Source organism: Microbacterium sp. BK668, from assembly GCF_004362195.1.
Lineage (GTDB): Bacteria > Actinomycetota > Actinomycetes > Actinomycetales > Microbacteriaceae > Microbacterium.
Genome location: NZ_SNWG01000001.1, coordinates 1,596,240 through 1,613,445, shown reverse-complemented (window position 1 = coordinate 1,613,445; position 17,206 = coordinate 1,596,240). Strand labels below are relative to the sequence as shown.

Annotated in this window: 15 protein-coding genes; 2 read left to right on the top strand and 13 right to left on the bottom strand. The window is 69.4% G+C overall.

Features of this window, described 5'->3' with window-relative positions:
* Positions 1-65 precede the first annotated feature (65 nt).
* From EV279_RS07010 to EV279_RS07000, 3 genes are all read right to left on the bottom strand, one after another.
* Positions 66-983: a sugar ABC transporter permease gene (locus EV279_RS07010; protein WP_133544709.1), complete on the bottom strand. Its 918-nt coding sequence runs from the start codon at positions 981-983 to the stop codon at positions 66-68.
* A gap of 74 nt (positions 984-1,057) precedes the next feature.
* The gene (locus EV279_RS07005) at positions 1,058-2,656 is read right to left on the bottom strand and encodes an ABC transporter permease subunit (RefSeq protein ID WP_133542136.1); all 1,599 of its coding nucleotides are present in this window, start codon (positions 2,654-2,656) and stop codon (positions 1,058-1,060) included.
* A 91-nt stretch (positions 2,657-2,747) separates the two neighbouring features.
* The gene (locus tag EV279_RS07000; RefSeq protein ID WP_133542135.1) at positions 2,748-4,001 is read right to left on the bottom strand and encodes a maltose ABC transporter substrate-binding protein; all 1,254 of its coding nucleotides are present in this window, start codon (positions 3,999-4,001) and stop codon (positions 2,748-2,750) included.
* 263 nt (positions 4,002-4,264) lie between these two features.
* Here EV279_RS07000 and EV279_RS06995 point away from each other — a divergent pair, with 263 nt between their 5' ends.
* Positions 4,265-4,753 carry a YajQ family cyclic di-GMP-binding protein gene (locus EV279_RS06995; protein WP_133542134.1) on the top strand — a complete coding sequence of 163 codons (489 nt, stop codon included), beginning with the start codon at positions 4,265-4,267 and terminating at the stop codon, positions 4,751-4,753.
* A 52-nt stretch (positions 4,754-4,805) separates the two neighbouring features.
* Here the strand turns inward: EV279_RS06995 and msuE are convergent, their stop codons facing one another.
* Complete coding sequence (gene msuE, locus EV279_RS06990) at positions 4,806-5,429, bottom strand: FMN reductase (RefSeq protein ID WP_243728469.1); 624 nt, start codon at positions 5,427-5,429, stop codon at positions 4,806-4,808.
* 165 nt (positions 5,430-5,594) lie between these two features.
* Here msuE and EV279_RS06985 point away from each other — a divergent pair, with 165 nt between their 5' ends.
* A complete protein-coding gene (locus EV279_RS06985) occupies positions 5,595-5,951 on the top strand; it encodes a carboxymuconolactone decarboxylase family protein (protein ID WP_133542133.1) in 357 nt (118 codons plus the stop codon).
* 26 nt (positions 5,952-5,977) lie between these two features.
* On the opposite strand, the gene EV279_RS06980 is transcribed toward EV279_RS06985, so the two are convergent.
* The 9 genes from EV279_RS06980 to EV279_RS06940 all read right to left on the bottom strand — a co-directional run bounded on the left by EV279_RS06980 (position 5,978) and on the right by EV279_RS06940 (position 16,713).
* Positions 5,978-7,312, bottom strand: a complete 1,335-nt coding sequence (locus tag EV279_RS06980) for an FAD-linked oxidase C-terminal domain-containing protein (protein ID WP_133542132.1) — start codon at positions 7,310-7,312, stop codon at positions 5,978-5,980.
* Positions 7,309-8,307: a 2-dehydropantoate 2-reductase N-terminal domain-containing protein gene (locus EV279_RS06975; protein ID WP_133542131.1), complete on the bottom strand. Its 999-nt coding sequence runs from the start codon at positions 8,305-8,307 to the stop codon at positions 7,309-7,311. Before EV279_RS06975 ends, EV279_RS06980 begins: the two co-directional genes overlap by 4 nt.
* Positions 8,304-9,932, bottom strand: a complete 1,629-nt coding sequence (locus EV279_RS06970; protein ID WP_133542130.1) for an ABC transporter ATP-binding protein — start codon at positions 9,930-9,932, stop codon at positions 8,304-8,306. The genes EV279_RS06975 and EV279_RS06970 overlap by 4 nt, the downstream gene beginning before the upstream one ends.
* Positions 9,929-10,837, bottom strand: coding sequence for an ABC transporter permease (locus EV279_RS06965; RefSeq protein WP_133542129.1), 909 nt, complete (start codon positions 10,835-10,837; stop codon positions 9,929-9,931). Before EV279_RS06965 ends, EV279_RS06970 begins: the two co-directional genes overlap by 4 nt.
* Positions 10,834-11,790, bottom strand: a complete 957-nt coding sequence (locus EV279_RS06960; protein WP_133542128.1) for an ABC transporter permease — start codon at positions 11,788-11,790, stop codon at positions 10,834-10,836. Before EV279_RS06960 ends, EV279_RS06965 begins: the two co-directional genes overlap by 4 nt.
* A 4-nt stretch (positions 11,791-11,794) precedes the next feature.
* Positions 11,795-13,462, bottom strand: a complete 1,668-nt coding sequence (locus EV279_RS06955) for an ABC transporter substrate-binding protein (protein ID WP_133542127.1) — start codon at positions 13,460-13,462, stop codon at positions 11,795-11,797.
* Between the two features lie 61 nt (positions 13,463-13,523).
* Entirely contained in the window at positions 13,524-14,681 is a 1,158-nt protein-coding gene (locus EV279_RS06950) for an acyl-CoA dehydrogenase family protein (protein ID WP_243728468.1), read from the bottom strand.
* Positions 14,678-15,817, bottom strand: coding sequence for an LLM class flavin-dependent oxidoreductase (locus EV279_RS06945; protein WP_133542126.1), 1,140 nt, complete (start codon positions 15,815-15,817; stop codon positions 14,678-14,680). The genes EV279_RS06950 and EV279_RS06945 overlap by 4 nt, the downstream gene beginning before the upstream one ends.
* Entirely contained in the window at positions 15,814-16,713 is a 900-nt protein-coding gene (locus EV279_RS06940; protein WP_243728467.1) for a sulfurtransferase, read from the bottom strand. Before EV279_RS06940 ends, EV279_RS06945 begins: the two co-directional genes overlap by 4 nt.
* Positions 16,714-17,206 lie beyond the last annotated feature (493 nt).

Here is a 17,206-nt window from a genome sequence, read left to right as displayed (position 1 = left end):
AGAGCCCATGGATTGTTGTTCAGTTGTAAGCGACGGATGCCTCGGCCGAGGCATCCGTCGCCGTTTCACTTGACGCTGCCGGCGATCAGACCGCCTGCGATGTAGCGCTGCAGCAAAAGGAACAGCACCATCACCGGGATCGCGGCCAGGACCGCGCCGGCGGCGAAGATGCCCCAGTTCTGCGACTGGAAGCCCGAGACGAGCTGGAACAGTCCGATCGCGAGGGTCTGGTCACGCGGGTCGGTCAGCAGCACGCTGGCGATGGCGAACTCGCCGATGAAGCCGATGAAGCTCAGGAGGCCGATGACGGCGAGGACGGGCGTCACGAGCGGAAGCATGATCGTGAAGAACACGCGGGCGTGACCCGCGCCGTCGATCTTGGCCGCCTCGTCGATCGCTGTCGGGATCGTGTTGAAGAACCCGTACATGAGGAACGTGTTCACGCCGAGGGCGCCGCCGAGATACACCATGATCAGCCCCGCGTGCGTGCCGAGACCGATCGCCGGGAAGACGTCCGTGATCCAGATCATCGTGAGGAAGATCGCGACGATCATGAGCAGCTGCGGGAACATCTGGAGGATCAGCAGTGCCAGCAGACCCGTGCGACGGCCGCGGAACCGCATGCGCGAGAAGGCGTAGGCGCCCATCGCGCACAGGAGCACCGTCGCGGCGCTCGAGACGACCGCGATGACGAGGGCGTTCCAGTACCAGGTGAGGTAGATCCCGCCGTCGCGCGTGAGGATGTTCTCGTAGTTGACGAACGAGATCGCCCGGAACAGCTGATTCGATCCGGTCAGGGTGCCGGCGGGGTTCAGCGAGGCCGAGAGGATGTATGCGAGCGGCAGGAGCGCGAAGACGATCGCGGCGACCCCGACGAGGTGCCGCCAGCCCTTGTCGACGAACCACTTGCCGAACGGCTGCCGCCTGTGCGACCCGACCGGCTTCTCCGGCTTCGACGTCACATCGGCGAGGCCCGTCGCCATCGCGTTCTCGGAGCCGCCGTAGCGGTTCTCCAGGAGCTGGTCTTCTTTGATCTGACGATCGATCGAGTCGGACATCAGTGCAGATCCTCCAGGGACTTCGTCTGCCGAAACGAGATGGCGGCGATGATGGCGACGATGATGAAGATGAGGATCGACAGCGCACTGGCCAGGCCGTAGTCGCGTCCACCTCCGCTGCCGAACGCGATCTTGTACACCATCGTGATCATGATGTCCGTCGAGCCGATCGGCAGCGTCGTATCCGTGAATCTGGGATTACCGCCGGTCAGCATGAAGATGACCGGGAAGTTGTTGAAGTTGAAGGCGAAGGTCGCGATCAGCAGAGGCGCCACCGCGACGAACAGCAGCGGCAGCTTGATCGAGCGGAAGATGCGCCAGGCGCCGGCCCCGTCCATCTTGGCCGCCTCGATGACGTCGTCGGGAAGCGACTGGAGGGCGCCCGTGCACACGAGGAACATGTACGCGTAGCCCAGCCACATGTTCACCACGAGCACGCTGAGCCTGGCGAGCCAGGGATCGCTGAGCCACGGTATGTTCGCTCCGCCGAAGAGCACCTCGTTGATGAAGCCGAACTCCTCGTTGAGCATGCCCGCCCACACGAGACCGGTCAGGTAGACCGGGAACGCGTAGGGCAGGATCACGAGGATCCGGTAGAACTTCTTGCCTCGCAGCGTCGGGTGGTTGAAGACGATCGCGAGGAAGAGCCCGAGCGCGAAGCAGAGGAACGTCGAGAAGAACGCGAAGGCGAAGGTCCAGATGACCACGCGGATCAGCGGATCGCGGATCTGCTCGTTCGTGAAGGCGTACGCATAGTTCTCCCACCCGATGACGACACGCCAGCCCGGCGTGAGCGTCGTGCCGTCCTCTGCGCGGAAATTGCCCTCGCCGTCGTCGGAGTAGACCACGCCGCTCTCGGTGTCGGTGAACGTGTCGGCGGCCTCGTCGTATTCGAGCGTCGAGGTGAAGACGAAGGCGGTGGACCCGTCCTGCGTGCGGAGGGTGCCGTCGTTGACGTCGTCGGTGACCTGCACGTTGAGGGCGAGCACCTCGTCCTGGAAGCGCAGGATCTGGTTGAGGTTCAGCCGCTCCCAGCCGTCGGGGGCGCCGGATGCCTCTTCCAGAGGCTGCTCGTTCGTGCCGAAGGCGGTGTCGCCGCCGGGCTCCGAGACGAACATGCCGTACTGGTCGGCCTGCCGGTAGATCTCGACCGCGTAGGCCGGCGAGTCGGGGACGCGCTCCTGGGACGTGCGGATGATCTGCGAGACCGCGTCCTCTTTGGTGCTGTTGTGCTGGTCGCCGTAGTTCGTGAACGAGATGTAGCCGGTATAGAAGATGACGAAGACCTGGAAGATCGCGAGGAAGAACAGTCCCGGCGTCAGGTACTTGCCCGGCAGGATGCCCGGCCGGAGATAGATGTAGTTGACCAGTGCCACGACGGCCAGGAGCACCGCCGCGGCGACCCAGTCGCCCTTGCCGATCAGGACATAGAGTCCGAACACGGCGAGGGCGTCGATGATGCCGAGCAGCACCACCTTCACGACGAGGGCGACGATTCCGCCGCTGGTCAGTCGGCGCTTCGGGCCGAACCCGGGGTCTTCGACTCCTCGTCGCCGGGGCGGTGCGCCCGTCGGCGTCTCGGTCTTCACGTCGGCCATGGACGCTCCCTCATCGCAGTGTCAAGGTCAGGGTACGAGGGCGGGTGGGGCTGTGTCAGCCCCACCCGCCGTTGAGCGATGAATCGCTCGATCAGCCGATGCTGGACTGGATGTTGGTGGCAGCGGTCTGCCACACGGTGGCGGGAGCGCCGCCCTCACCCTTGATGATCGAGAGCTCGGCGTTGCCCCAGTCGGACCACACGCCGCCCATCTCGGGGATCGCGGGCATGGGAGCGCCGGTCTCGCCGATCGTGCCGAAGGCCTTGACGTCGGGATCCTCAGCGGCAGCCTTCTCGTAGGCGGCGGTGAGTGCCGGCGGGCGGCCGCCCACTTCGTAGAGCGAGAGCTGGGCTTCCTCGGTGCTGAGGTAGTTGACGATGTAGTTCGTCGCCGCGATCGCGTTGTCGGACTTGCTCGACAGGAAGAACGCGTTGACGCCGATGAACGGCCTGGCGGGCTGGCCGCCGGCGCTCGGGATCGGGTCGATCGCGTAGTTGATGCCCGCCTCCGAGATCGCGGGGATGTTCCACGGACCGGTCAGGTAGTAGGGCGACTGACCGGCGAGGAAGAACTCGCGCGCCTTGTCGCCGTCGATGTTCGCGTTGAACACGCCCGCGCCGGCAGCGCCCTGGGTGCCGAGCCAGTCGGCGAACGCCGTGCCCTGCGCGTCGCCGAGCACGAGCTGCGAGCCGTCGTAGGTGCCGTCGGCGTTCTGGGCGAACACCTGCGAGCCGAACGACGTCTGGAAGGGGTACAGGTGGTAGGGGTCACCCTGCTCGGGCGAGAGGCCCACGAGGAAGGGGTACTCCGTACCCGCGGCCTGACCGGCGGCGATCATCTCGTCGTAGGTCGAGGCGGGCTGCGGCGCGAGGTCGGTGTTGCGCACGAGGCCGACGTTCTCGACCGAGTACGGCACGCCGTAGACCTTGCCGTCGTACGTGACGGCGGCCAGCGACGCCTCGGTGAAGCCGTCGGCGACATCGCCGAGCTCGAGCGGCGCCACGACGCCGGCGGCGTAGTAGGCGCCGAGCTTGTCGTGGGGGCTGACGATGACGTCGGGGCCCTTGCCGGTCGGGACCTGGCTGATGAAGTCCTGGTCGACGGTGGCGAAGTCCTTCGTCACGAGCTCGACCTCGATGCCGGTCTCCTCCGTGAACGTCTTCGAGATCGGCTCGAGCGCGGGCTTGCGCTCGATGTCGACCCAGACGGTGATCGACGACGACGCGTCGCCGCCCTCTTCCGTCTCGCTGGTGTCGCCGCCGCCGCCGGCGCAGCCGGCGAGCAGCACGGCGCTGCCTGCGATGAGCGCGCCGAGACCGACCACGCCCTTTCTGTTCACCTTCATCGGTGTGCCTCTCTGAGTGCAGTATTGGGATGCCGGCCTTGACCGGTGGATGCACCGTTGAAGGCCGTTCTTCTGCTCGCTCGAATTGCAAGCGCTTACATTGTTACCACGTGCGCACGCCTGCGCAACACCGGATCACGCGATTCGATATGCGTTCGTGACTTCCAGGAGTGTGGATAGCGCTCACACCGCCGCTGACATGCAAACGCTTGCAGAACAGCGATGCTCCGCGTTCCGGTTTCCGTCGCCAGTAGACTCCCCGCATGGCTGACTCGAGTTTTGACATCGTCTCCAAGGTCGATCACCAGGAGGCCGACAACGCGCTCAATCAGGCCCGCAAGGAGGTCGAGCAGCGCTACGACTTCAAGGGCACGGCTGCCTCGATCGAGTGGAGCGGCGAGGCCGTACTCATCAAGGCGAACTCCGAGGAGCGGGCGAAAGCGGTGCTCGACGTCTTCCAGTCGAAGCTCATCAAGCGCGGCATCTCATTGAAGAGCCTCGAGTCGGGCGATCCCGTCGCCAGCGGCAAGGAGTACCGGATCACCTCGACGATCAAGGACGGCATCTCGTCCGAGAACGCCAAGAAGATCAGCAAGATCATCCGCGACGAGGGGCCGAAGTCGGTCAAGTCGCAGATCCAGGGCGACGAGCTGCGCGTGCAGTCGAAGTCCCGCGACGACCTGCAGGAGGTGCAGCGGCTCCTCAAGGCGGCCGACCTCGACGTCGACCTGCAGTTCGTCAACTACCGCTGAGCCGCGCCCGGCGGTACCGCCCGCCCGGCTTCTCGCCAGACGTGCGCCGGGATCACCAGGTCGACACGTAATCGGACGTCGAGAGCTGTGCTGCCTGCTCGATGAGGGGCAGCCCGCGCGAGACGGCCTGCTCGATACGCTGGTGCGCCCCCGTGCTGCGCAGCTCGTGGCCGTCGAAGTCGGCGGTGCTCGCGTACACGCCCAGCGGGAGCGTGATCGCCTGGAAGAAGCCGAAGAGCGGCCGCAGCTGGTGCTCGATGATCAGCGCGTGGCGCTCGCCGCCGCCGGTGGCCGCCAGCAGCACGGGCTGACCGACGAGCGCGTACTGATCGACGAAGTCGAAAAGGTGCTTGAAAAGGCCCGTGAAGGACGCGCGGTAGACGGGACTGGCGACCACGAGCAGGTCGGCTCCCTCGATGGCGCGGAGCGCTTCCGCGACGTCGGGCGGCAGGTCCGCCCGATGAAGCACGCCCGCGAGCGACGGACCGATCTCGGCGAGTTCGATGAGCCGCGACTCGGTCCGTGCCCGGCTTGCGACCTCGCCGATGATCGCCGAGACGAGGGCTGTCGTCTTGCTGGGTGTGTGCAGTGATCCGGAGACCCCGACGACCTTGAGCGGAGCGCGCAAGGGAGCCGGTGTCGGCGAGCCATCGAGGGAAGCGGCGATGGTGGTCATGAGCCGACGGTACGGCGGGGGAAGCCGGACCCGCCCCGGCCCCCGAAACCGGACGTCACACGGGCGTCATCTCGCGTAACGGCGTCCTCGGGACATCCATGGGCGTCGGTACCGTGACAGTCCGATGCGGACGCCGGACCGGCCCGTACCGTGAAAGGAACCAGGATGAGCGACTTCTTCGACCGCGACGGCGACCGCGCCTACACCCGCGTCTACAAGAGCGAGACCCCCGACATCCTGAGGTCCTGGGTCGACTTCGACGCCGCCGTCTTCGCCTCGGAAGGACGGGAGATCCCGCTGAAGTTCCGTGAGCTGATCGCACTGGCCGTCGGCATCACGACCCAGTGCGTCTACTGCATCGACGGCCACACGCAGAAGGCGGTGCGCGCCGGGGCGACCGAAGCCGAACTCGCCGAGACCGCCTGGGTGGCGACCGCGATCCGCGCCGGCGGCGGGATCGCGCACGGTCGCCTCGCGTTCAAGTTCGCGGAGGATGCTGTCGCGCCCGCACACCGGCACTGATCCGCCGGTGGTCGGCAGAGGAGTTCTCAGAGGCTGCTGCCCGGGTTCAGGATGCCGCGGGAATCGAACGCCTCCTTGAGCCGCCACTGCAGTGCGTGCACCTCCGGCCCCAGCTCGCGGAGGGCCCACTCCTTCTTCAGCCGTCCTACGCCGTGCTCGGCCGTGATCGTGCCACCGAGTTCGAGAGCGAGCGCGAAGATCCGCTCGGCGGCCGAAGCGGCCGCGTCGGGCACGGGGTCGTCCGCCGCCCCGCGCTCGGTGACGATGATCGGGTGCAGGTTCCCGTCGCCCGCGTGCCCGAAGACGAAGATGTCGACGCCCTCCTCCTGGGCGATATCCGAGATCCCGTCGACGGCCTCCGCCAGCCGCTTGCGCGGGACCGCGATGTCCTCGATCAGCACGCGCCCGAGCGCCTCGAGGGCGGGCAGGGCGCGTCGGCGTGCGAAGAGCAGCGCATCGGATGCCGCGGCATCCGTCGCCGTCTGCACGTCGGTGGCGAGCGCGGCGATCGCCGATGTCAGCACCTCCAGCTCTTCCTCGGCGCCGTACCCGTCCGTCTGGATCACTACGAGGGCGTCGCCGCGCTCGCGCAGCGCCGTTCCCTCCAGGTCGTCGATCGCCGCGAGCGTGCGACCGTCGAGGATCTCGAGCACCGCCGGGCGCACGCCGGAGCGCGTGATCGCGGTCACAGCGCGAGCGGCCGTGGCGATGTCGGCGAAGTAAGCCGCCGCGGTCGCGGTGCGCGCCGGTCGCGGGATGAGCCGCACGGTGGCGCCGACGACCACTCCGAGGGTGCCCTCGGACCCCGTGAACAGGCTGACGAGGTCGTACCCGGTGACGCCCTTGATGGTGTCGCGGCCGACACGCACGAGACTCCCGTCGGCCAGCACGACATCGAGGGCGAGGACGTGGTCGCGAGTCACCCCGTACTTCGCACCGCGCAGACCGCCCGCGTTGGTGGCGATGTTCCCGCCGATCGTCGAGATGCCGACGCTGCCCGGGTCGGGGGCGTACATCAGGCCGTGAGCGGATGCCGCGGCATCCAGATCCGCGGTGATGACGCCGGGTTCCACCCGCGCCAGCTGCTCGTCGGCGTCGAGCTCCAGGATCCGGTCGAGCGCCGAGAGGTCGAGCAGGATCGCGCCCTCGACCCCGACGGCGCCCGCGGCGAGTCCGGATCCCGCACCTCGCGGGATCACCGGGGTGCGCGTCCGGTAGGCCTCGGCGAGCAGCTGCTGCACCTCGATCACCGCACGAGGGCGGACGACGCGGGATGGGATGCCTCCCGGCCACCCCGATCGGTCGGTCGCGGCACCGGGCTCTTCTTCGGCCCACGCGTCGACCGCCGGCGACAGGGTCACGCCCGCGCCCGCTCGCGGGTGAGCGACCCGGAGGCGAACTCGGGCGGCAGGGGAACCTGTCCCGGTCGGCCGCCCTGCGTGGCGAGCTTGCCGAGCTCACGCGCCACCGCGGCGTTCAGGGGCGCGTGCACACCGTGCCGCCGCGCGATCAGCGCGATCTCTCCACTCAGGAAGTCGACCTCACTGGACGCTCCCCTCGCGAAGCTCTGCCACGTCGAGAGGTGGCCGCGTTCGTGGCCGGGGACATCGGCCACCTCGATCCGTGGCGCGTCCCAGGGAGGTGCCGCGACTCGCAGCCGCGCCGCCGCGAAGACGCGGCGGGCCTCTTCGGCCAGGGCCGCCTCGGCATGCTCCTGCTCCTCGGGCGTCGCGTCGAAGACATCGACGACGTTGCGGAGATTGGCGATGAGCTTGCGGCGCTTGGCCGCCGCGATATCGGGTTCGATGAGCGCGGCGAACCCTGCTCGCGCGAATGCGACCCTGTGCCTCTCCTCCTCCGCCGGCAGCGACGCGGGATAGCCGCCGATCCAGGCGACGCCCACGACGGGCCTGGCGGGAGAGACGACGATGCCCGGCTCGAGGTGGCTGGCGGGGATGCCGACCGAGACGCCGATCACGCGGTCGAAGCGGCGCAGTGCCGCGTCTTCGGTGGCGAGGCCGTTCTGCAGCGTGAGGATGGGAAGGTCGGCGACCACACCCGAGCCGTCGGCGAGCGGAACCCACGCGATCGCGGAGATCGCGGACTCGCCGTCCTGGGACTTGACTGCCAGCACCACCGTGTCAGACGCGAGCGGGGCGGCCGAGCCGATCGACGAGACGACATCGACCGAGACGGTCTGGTCGCCTTCGGGCCGGCGCACCCGCACGCCGTTCCGAACGATCGTGTCGTACGAAGCGCCGCGGGCGACGAGCGTGACGGGGCTCTTGGCGATCGTCCATTGCGCGGCCAGCAGAGCGCCCAGCGCGCCTGCGCCGATGACGATGTAACGGCTCATGAGAGCGCCTCCCGAAGGGATCGGCCGGGGACGGCATCCAGCAGCGCCCGGGTGTATTCGTGGGCGGGGTCGGCCAGCACCGACGACGCGGGGCCGTGCTCGAGCACCCGGCCGCGCCGTACCACCGCCACCTCGTGAGCCACCTGCGTCACGACCCCGAGATCGTGCGAGACGAGGACGAACCCGACGCCGAGGTCGCTCTGAAGTCCCGCCAGCAGGCGCAAAACCTGCTCCTGCACTGACACGTCGAGGGCCGAGACCGGCTCGTCGAGGTACAGCAGCTCGGGTTCGATCGCCAGTGCGCGCGCGATGGCCGCACGCTGACGCTGTCCGCCCGAAAGCTCCGCCGGCCTTCGGGCCGCGGCATCGGCCGGCAGCGCGACGAGCTCGAGCAGCTCCGCGACGCGCGCACGCCGCGACCGCCGGGTGCCGATGCCGAAAGCGACGAGCGGCTCTGCGACGCTCCGCCCGATCGAGAATCTCGGATCCAGCGACGAGAACGGGTTCTGCTGCACGAGCTGGAACCGGCGGCGCAGCGGGCGCGACTCGCGCCGGCTGAGTGCGGCCACGTCGATTCCGTCGAACAGGACGCGTCCCTCCGTCGGGCTCTCCAGACCCAGTGCGAGTCGCAGCAGCGTCGTCTTGCCCGAGCCCGACTCGCCCACGATGGCCAGTGTCCGTCCCGCCCGAGCCTCGAGGCTCACTCCGTCCACGGCACGCAGGTACGCGGGCGCCGCCCCCTTCGGCATGGGGAAGTCCTTGACCACGGCGTCCCAGCGCACCAGGACGGGGCTCGGCGGGTCGGGTTCGCGCGGCGGCTCGACGGAGACCAGCCCGGGCGCGGCCGCGACCAGTCGGCGCGTGTACGCATCGGCAGGGGCCGCCAGCACGTCGATCGCGGCTCCCTGCTCCACCACGAGACCGTTCTGCAGCACCACGACCCGATCGGCGCGGTCGGCGGCGACGCCGAGATCATGCGTGATGATCAGCAGGGCGATGTCCCGCTCGGTCACGAGCGCGTCGAGATGATCGAGGATCCTGCGCTGGACCGTGACGTCGAGGGCGCTGGTCGGCTCGTCCGCGACGATCACCTGCGGGTCGCCTGCCAGAGCGATCGCGATCAGCACCCGCTGGCGGAGGCCCCCGGACAGTTCGTGGGGGTATTGCCGGGCCCGAGCGACCGGGTCGTCGATGCCGGCCTGGGCCAGCGCCGCCAGGACGGCGGCGTCGACCGCGGGCTTCGTCACGCCGCGCAGCCGCACGGCTTCGGCGACCTGATGCCCGACACGCTGGGTCGGGTTGAGCGAGACGGTGGGATCCTGGGGGACGAGCCCGATCACCCGTCCGCGCAGGCGCCGGGCGACGCGGTCCGGAACGCCAGCGAGCTCGTGTCCCGCGACCTTCGCCGAACCGGCGACGACATGCCCCGTGTGGGGCAGCAGTCCGAGCAGCGTCAGCGCGGCGGTGCTCTTACCCGAGCCGGACTCGCCCACGATCGCCACGCGCTCCCCGCGCGCGACCTGGAGGTCGATGCCGCGCAGCGCGTGGGTGACTCGGCCGTCGCGTCGATACTCGACCGACAGTCCCCGGATGTCGATGAGGGCATCGGTCGTCCCGGTGCTCATCGCTGCACCTCCTCGAGACTCTTCGCGAGATGATTCAGGCTCAGCACGACGAGCGCCACGAAGAGCCCCGGCAGGAGTGACACCCAGGGCGCGGTGATCAGGTAGTTGCGCCCGTTCGAGATGAGCGTGCCCCATTCCGCCGCGGGGGGTGCAGCGCCGAAGCCGAGGAAGCTGAGGGCCGCCACGGCCAGGATCGCGGCTCCGAAATCCAGCACCGCGAGCACGACGACCGGCCCCCATGAGTTCGGCAGCACATGCGTGATCAGGATGCGGCCCCAGGAGGCGCCGCCGCATCGTGCGGCCTCGATGTAGGGCAGGGTCTTCACGCGCAGCACTTCGGCGCGCGTCGTGCGGGCGAAGCCTGGGACGATCCCGATGCCCACCGCGACGGCGACGGGGATGGTGCCGAAGCCCAGTGCCGTCACGATCGCGAGCGCGAGCAGCAGACCGGGAATCGCGAGGAAGACGTCGACGATACGCATGATGACGGCATCCACTCCCCCGCCGACGAAGCCCGCCAACACCCCGAGGGTGAGTCCGGCCAGCAGCGCGATGCCGATCGCGAGCGCCGTGGCGGCGATCGTGAGTGTCGAGCCGTGGACGACGCGCGAGTAGAGGTCGCGGCCGAGCTCATCCGTGCCGAACCAGTGCTGCAGGCTGGGCGGCTGCAGCCGGACGGCCGGCTCGGTCGCCGTCGGATCGTACGTCGCGAACACCGACGGCACGATCGCGGTGAGGATCGCGAACGCGACGACCGCGAGCGCGACGATCACCCCTGGCCGGCGCAGGAGGCCCGCGAACGGCCCGGGAGTCCGGCGGGGACGCGAATCGCCCGCCGCGGGCGCGAGCGGGGCGGCGACCGCGGCGGTGTTCCGAGCAGCAGGCTTCTCGAGGAGGTCGGTCATGCGCGGCTCACTCTCGGGGTTCGGGCGATACGGGGGTCCAGCAGCGGGTAGAGCAGGTCGACGACGAGATTGACGACCACGAACGCGGCCGCGGCCAGCACGACGATCGCCTGCACGACCGGGATGTCCTGCGACAGCACAGACTCCTGCGCGAGTCGGCCCACGCCGTTGCGGGAGAACACGGTCTCGACGACGATCGAGCCGGTGACCGTCGCCCCGACGAGGAGTCCGAGGATCGTCAGCGTCGGCAGGGCCGCGTTGCGGAGGGCGTGGCGGATGAGCACCGCCCAGCGATCCAGGCCTTTCGCTCGCGCGGTGGCGATGTACGACTCGCCGAGCGTGTCGTCGAAGCTGCGGGTGAGCACCTGTGCGAGGACCGCAGCGGTGGGGATCGCCATCGTGACAGCCGGCAGCACGAGGCTCTGCCACCCCTCGCTGCCCATCGCCGGGAACCACCCGAGGGTGAAGGCGAACACCTGGATCAGGAGCAGGCCGATCCAGAAGTTCGGGACGCTGACCCCGATCGCCGGAGCCCGGCGGAAGAGGTCGGCCATCCGCCCGCGCGGCAGCCACACGGCGACCAGGGCGATCGCCAGCCCGAGCGCGAGAGCCAGGGCTATCGCGACTGCGCTGAGCAGAAAGGTGCCGGGGAGGCGCTGCGCGAGCAGCTCCGTCACGGGGATGCCCTTCGTGAAGGACGTCCCGAAGTCGCCGCGCAGCGCCGCCCCGAGCATGCCGAGATACTGCTCCCAGAGAGGACGGTCGAGTCCGAGCCGGGCCGCGGCCACCTCCCTCTCCTGCGGCGTGAGCGAATCGACCTCGATGTTGTTGGCCGACAGCATCAGGGCGACAGGGTCACCCGGCAGCAGGTAGAGGATCACGAAGGTCACGGTGTAGGCCGCCCACAGCACCAGGACAGCCTGGCCCACCCTCTGGAGCACGTATCTCGTCATCGTGCTACTCCGCGCTCTTCCAGATGTCGTAGTACGACAGGAACGACTCGCTCGTGAAGCGGAAACCGCTCACCTCCGGTGCCGTCGCCGCCACCTGCACCCGCTCGAAGATCGGGAAGGAGACCCCGTCGGCGATGAGCAGCTCCTGCAGCTCGGCATAGATGTCGCCCCGCACGGTGGCGTCCGTCTCCTGCAATCCTGCGTCGAAGAGGCGCTGCACCTCGGCCGCGGTCTCTGCCGTCTGCGCGTTCTTCGCGAAGGCCTTGGAGCCGGCGTATCGCTCGTCGAGGATCCACGCCAGCACGCCGGGGTCCGCCCTGGTGTAGTAGGTCGCCAGCAGGTCGTAGTCGCCGTTCGCGATGATCGCCGCGCGGTCCGCGGGTTGATAGACCGTCAGCTCCAGGTCGATGCCGACCTGCTTCAACTGGTCCTGGATCAGCACGTCGCCGGGCGTCTCTGCGGTGATGGGCGAGACCAGCGTGAGAGTCTGTCCGTCGCGCGAGCGGTACTCGGCTCCGTCCTCGAGCACCCAGCCCGCCGCATCCAGGATCTCGCCGGCCCTGTCCGGGTCGTAGGCGAGCTGGTCCGCCTGGCTGACGAAGAACGGCGTCGTGGTGTCGAAGGCGCCCTCGACCACCGGGTACTCCGGTCCGTAGATCGTCGCCGCGTACGTCTCCCGATCGATCGCGATCTGCAGCGCGTCTCGCACCGCCTTCTCCGCCAGCGGGTGTCCGTTGCTCACGTTCGGGTAGTAGGCCTGCGACGGCCCCGGCAGCGAGCGACTCTCGATGGTCGCGCCGCTGCTCTCGAGCAGCGCGCGGTCCTCGGGTGTGAACGGGTTGCGTGGCCATGCGATGTCGCTGGCGCCGCTCGCGAGATTGCCGACGCGCACGCTGTCCTCGGCCACATAGTTGATGTGGACCGCGTCGAGGTACGCCTCGCCCTGGTGGTCGTTCAGCTCACTGGCCCAGGCGTATCCGGCGCGCTTGGAAAGATCTATCCCCTCGGCGGGGGTGTAGTCGTCCAGGACGAAGGGGCCCGAGCCCACGACCTCTCCGAGGCATCGCTCCTCAGGAGTCGCCTCGTAGGAGGAAGCGGCAAGGATCGCGAGGTTGGTGGTCGACGTCCCCTGCAGGAACGATGCATTGGGGGTCGAGAACCGCACTTCCACCGTGTCGTCGTCCACGGCCGTGCTCGATGCGTAGCCCGAGATGTAGACCCCGCCGTAGGCACCGGGAACGGCCGCGAGGGTCGCCTTCGCGCTCTCCAGTGCGAGTACGACGGAGTCGGCGGTGAAGGCGGTCCCGTCGCTGAAGGTGACGTCGTCTCGCAGATCGAACCGGTACGTGAGCCCGTCCGCGCTGACCTCCCAGTCGGTGGCGAGCCACGGCACGATCTCACCGGTCTGGGGATCCTGATCGGTGAGCGAGTCGGCGACGTTCCGGATCACCTGACGGTGCTCGATCCAGTACGTCTGGAACGGGTCGACGCACGAGAAGGCCGCGTTGTCGGGCCAGAACTCGACGGTCAGCTCCCCTCCCGAGACGGGCTCGCCCGGGGCTGCGGGACTCGCCGCGCCGCCGGTGCTTCCCGAGCAGCCTGCCATCACGAGGACGGATGCCGCGGCCAGCGCGGCCAGCGCAGGGGTTCGGTATCGATGGGACGTGCTCATGATGGGTCTTGCCTCTCTCGGTGGTGGGACGGGTCTCGCGATGAGGTGGACGGAGGGGATGTCAGGAAAGGAGGAGCGCCTGCCCGGCGGCCAGGAGCGCGGCATCGTCCTGTGGCGGATGCGGGCGAGCGCACAGCACATCGCGCAGATGCCTCTCGAAGGGCAGGCCGCGGGTGAGGCCCGGATTGCCGATCGCGGCGACGAGCCCCTGCACGGCGGAGATCGCGCCGCGAGACGTGAGCAGTTTCAGGACACCGAGGGATGCGGCATCCGGCGCTCCCTCGTCGATGCGGCCGGCCGCCGCGCTGAGCACGAGCTCAGCCTGCGTGATCTGCGCACGCGCTTCGCCTGCGACCACCTGGATGCGCTCGAGCGTGGCTATCGGACGCCCGAGGGAGGTCGGCACGCGCTCGCGGGCGTACTCCGCGAACGCCACGAGCGCCGCCTGTGCGACGCCGACATACAGCGCCGGCACCGCTAGCACGCTCGGGCCCAGGATCACGCCGTTGTTCGGCACCGTGCCGACCGGCGCGCCGGTGAAGTTCTCGAAGGGGACCCGCACGTCGCCGTAGACCACGTCGTGCGTCGCGCTCGCCCGCATGCCGAGGTGATCCCAGGTGCGCTCGACGCGAACCCCTGGATCGTCGCCCGGCACGATGACATGTCCGACGCGCCGGTCGGGCTCGTCCGTCACGACCCAGACCAGGTGGTAGGCGAGTCCCTCGGAGCCCGTGGCGAAGGCTTTGCGGCCCGAGACCGACCAGCCGTCGGCGGTGCGGCGGGCGGTCGTGGCGGGCAGCCCGCCGCGGGCCGGTGCGCCGAGCTCCGGCTCGGCCCGCACGGCGTTCAGGAGCGTCGGACGCTCCGCCGATTCGCGCAGAGCCTTCGCGTACAGCTCGGCGGGCCAGGTTGGCGACGCCGCCTGGAACGCGTGCTGGGCGACGGTCATCGCGGTGATGAGGGCGACGGACGGATCACCCCGACCGAGCGCCGAGAAGATCTCGACGGTCTCCCGTGCCGAGAGGCCGCGCCCGCCGTCGCGCTCCGACACCGAAGCGGTCAGCAGACCCGCCTCGTGCACGGCCTGGATGCCGGGCCACGGGAACGAGCCGTCCGCGTCGTGCGCGGGGGCCCGCGCAGCGAGTGTGGCCGTCACGGCCCGGAGTGACTCCGCGTCGAGGCGGACCTCCCGGAGCTCCGCGGCGGCCACGACGCTCACGCGCGGACGCCTTCGACGATCGGGGGCTGAGGCACGATCTCTCCGCGCACGCCCGTCGCCTCGCGATGCGCGAGTTCTTGACGCACGAGCGGCAGGACGTGGCGACCGTAATCGATCGCGTCATTGAGGTTGTCGTAGCCGCGGATCGAGATGAGGTCCGCGCCGAGGTCCACGTAGTCGAGGATCGCGGCCGCGACCGTATCGTAACTGCCCACGAGGGCGGTGGACGCGCCCTGCGCGTTCGTCACGGCGGCGGGCTTCGTCCACAGCGCGCGATCGTGCACTTCGCCGCGGGACGCGGCATCCAGCAGTCGCTGCGACCCGACATTCTGCGGTGCGCCCGTCTGCCCGCGGAAGGGCACGAGGCCGGCATTGGCGTAGTTCTCGGCGAGCGTCGCGATGTGCCGGTGAGCCTTCTCCCATGCCAGCTCGTCGGTTGCGGCGATGATCGGCCGGAAGGTCACCCAGATGCGCGGCGTGTCGGAGCGTCCGGCGGCGGCTGCGCTCGCGGCGACGCGCGCGATCTGATCCCGCGTATCGGCGAGCGGCTCGCCCCAGAGCCCGAAGATGTCGCCGAGCGCTCCGCCGACCCGGTACGCCGCGTCGGACGACCCACCGACCGAGATCGGGATCTCACCGTATGGAGCGAAGCCCGGACCGAAGTCCCGGAACCGGTAGTAGGTCCCCTCGTGACTGAAGGGAGTCTGCTCGGTCCACGAACGGCGGAGAATCTCGATCCACTCCGCCGAGCGGTCGTAGCGCTCGTCCTTGCTCAGGAAGTCGCCTTGGCGCGCCTGCTCGGCGTCGCTGCCGCCCGAGATGATGTGGACGACAGCGCGGCCGTTCGAGAACTGGTCGAGGGTCGCGAGCTGCTGTGCGGCCACCGTCGGGAACACGGTGTTGGGCCGGACGGCGACGATCGGCTTGATCCGTTCGGTGACGGCCGCCACCGCGGTGGCGACGACGAACGAGTCCGCCCCCGCGCTGCCGTAGGGCACGAGCGTGTAGTCGAAGCCCGCTTCCTCGAGGGCGAGGGAGTATCGACGGAGGTATGCGGGGTCCAGGCCTCTGCCCGACGGCGGATTGAGCTCGTCGCCCGGTCGGACGTTGACGGCGCTGATGAATTCGACGGTCATGAGAGTTCCTCTTCTGTGTGGACGGGCTGGGCTGACGGCACGGGGGCGAGAGCGCCCTCGGGAAGGGATCCGATCGCGACAGGCCGATCGAGGTGGTTGGACCACTGGCTCCACGAGCCGGCGTAGAGCGCAGGGCGGTAGCCGGCGAGCGTGAGGGCGACGAAGGCGTGGGAGGCGGTGACCCCCGAGCCGCAGTACACCCCGACCGGGGATCCGTGCACGACGCCGAGCGCGGCGAACTCCTGGCGCAAGGTCTCCGGGTCGAGGAACCTGCCGGCCGTGTCGACGTTCGCGCCGGTGAAGCGGTTGAGCGCGCCGGGCACGTGTCCGGCCCGGGGGTCGATCGGTTCGACGTCCCCTCGGTAGCGCTCGGCAGCACGCACGTCGATGAGCACGCCGGTCTCCGCGAGATCTGCCGCTTCGTCGATGGTGAGCTGCGCCAGCCGGCCCCGCGAGAGCGAGACGCCGCCGGGGGCGGGGACGACATCGCCTGTCTCCAAGGGTCGGCCTGAGGCGGTCCACGCGCGCAGCGACCCGTCGAGGATGCGTACATCCTCCACGCCCGCGTCCGTGAGCAGCCACCAGGCACGTGCAGCCGACAGCGATTTGAGGTCGTCGTACACCACGACCGTCTCGCCGTCGTTGAGCCCCCACCGTCGGGCCGCCGCTTGGAGCCGCGCCGTCGACGGCAGGGGATGCCGCCCGTCGGTCGGTGCACCGTGCTCGGCGAGCTCGTCGTCGAGGTCGACGTAGACGGCACCCGGGATGTGGCCGGCGAGGAACTCCGGGCGCCCGTCGGGTCGATCGAGCCGCCACCGCACGTCGAGCACGCGGACGGTGGGGTCGGCGACGATCAGATCGGCGAGCTCCTCGGCGGAGATGAGGATGTGGGACACGGCTTCCTCTCGAAATGGGCGGACGTCGAGCACCGGGCACACCAGTGCCGGTGACGAGGGGGATCTGCGGGGCGCGCTCTCAGCGCATCGCCGCGAGGGCGCGGCAGCGCATTCGGCCATCCGGCAAACGACAGCGGCTGGTCTCTTCGACGTCGTGCGCGGCGCACCGAGACGCGGGACCCGGGAGGGTCTCGGTGAACGGTGCGGGTCGCATCGGAGTCCTGTCTGTCGAGGTGGTCCGGTCAGACTATTGACACTCGGCAGAGCCGTCTGCCCGCGTCGCCCGCCATATGACGCCCCGTGTCGTTCCCGGCCGCGTCGGCCGCCACCGGGTCTGGGGCGGACGCCCGGCCCGTGCGGTGATCACACGTCTGGCCAGGGATTTCTCCGTGGACGAGCGCGATCGCCGTACCGCGGGGGCGGATCATCCACGGCAACGAGGCGCGCGCTTCATGTCGCCACATGTCGTCGGAGCAGCCGGGGAGCCTGTCGC

What these genes read in the sequence shown, in the direction of transcription:
- msuE (WP_243728469.1), bottom strand. Translation starts at nt 5,429, where the DNA reads ATGACCACCATCGCCGCTTCCCTCGATGGCTCGCCGACACCGGCTCCC.
- EV279_RS06970 (WP_133542130.1), bottom strand. Translation starts at nt 9,932, where the DNA reads ATGAGCACCGGGACGACCGATGCCCTCATCGACATCCGGGGACTGTCG.
- EV279_RS07005 (WP_133542136.1), bottom strand. Translation starts at nt 2,656, where the DNA reads ATGGCCGACGTGAAGACCGAGACGCCGACGGGCGCACCGCCCCGGCGA.
- EV279_RS06985 (WP_133542133.1), top strand. Translation starts at nt 5,595, where the DNA reads ATGAGCGACTTCTTCGACCGCGACGGCGACCGCGCCTACACCCGCGTC.
- EV279_RS06995 (WP_133542134.1), top strand. Translation starts at nt 4,265, where the DNA reads ATGGCTGACTCGAGTTTTGACATCGTCTCCAAGGTCGATCACCAGGAG.
- EV279_RS06975 (WP_133542131.1), bottom strand. Translation starts at nt 8,307, where the DNA reads ATGAGCCGTTACATCGTCATCGGCGCAGGCGCGCTGGGCGCTCTGCTG.
- EV279_RS06945 (WP_133542126.1), bottom strand. Translation starts at nt 15,817, where the DNA reads ATGACCGTCGAATTCATCAGCGCCGTCAACGTCCGACCGGGCGACGAG.
- EV279_RS07010 (WP_133544709.1), bottom strand. Translation starts at nt 983, where the DNA reads ATGGCGACGGGCCTCGCCGATGTGACGTCGAAGCCGGAGAAGCCGGTC.
- EV279_RS06965 (WP_133542129.1), bottom strand. Translation starts at nt 10,837, where the DNA reads ATGACCGACCTCCTCGAGAAGCCTGCTGCTCGGAACACCGCCGCGGTC.
- EV279_RS07000 (WP_133542135.1), bottom strand. Translation starts at nt 4,001, where the DNA reads ATGAAGGTGAACAGAAAGGGCGTGGTCGGTCTCGGCGCGCTCATCGCA.
- EV279_RS06960 (WP_133542128.1), bottom strand. Translation starts at nt 11,790, where the DNA reads ATGACGAGATACGTGCTCCAGAGGGTGGGCCAGGCTGTCCTGGTGCTG.
- EV279_RS06955 (WP_133542127.1), bottom strand. Translation starts at nt 13,462, where the DNA reads ATGAGCACGTCCCATCGATACCGAACCCCTGCGCTGGCCGCGCTGGCC.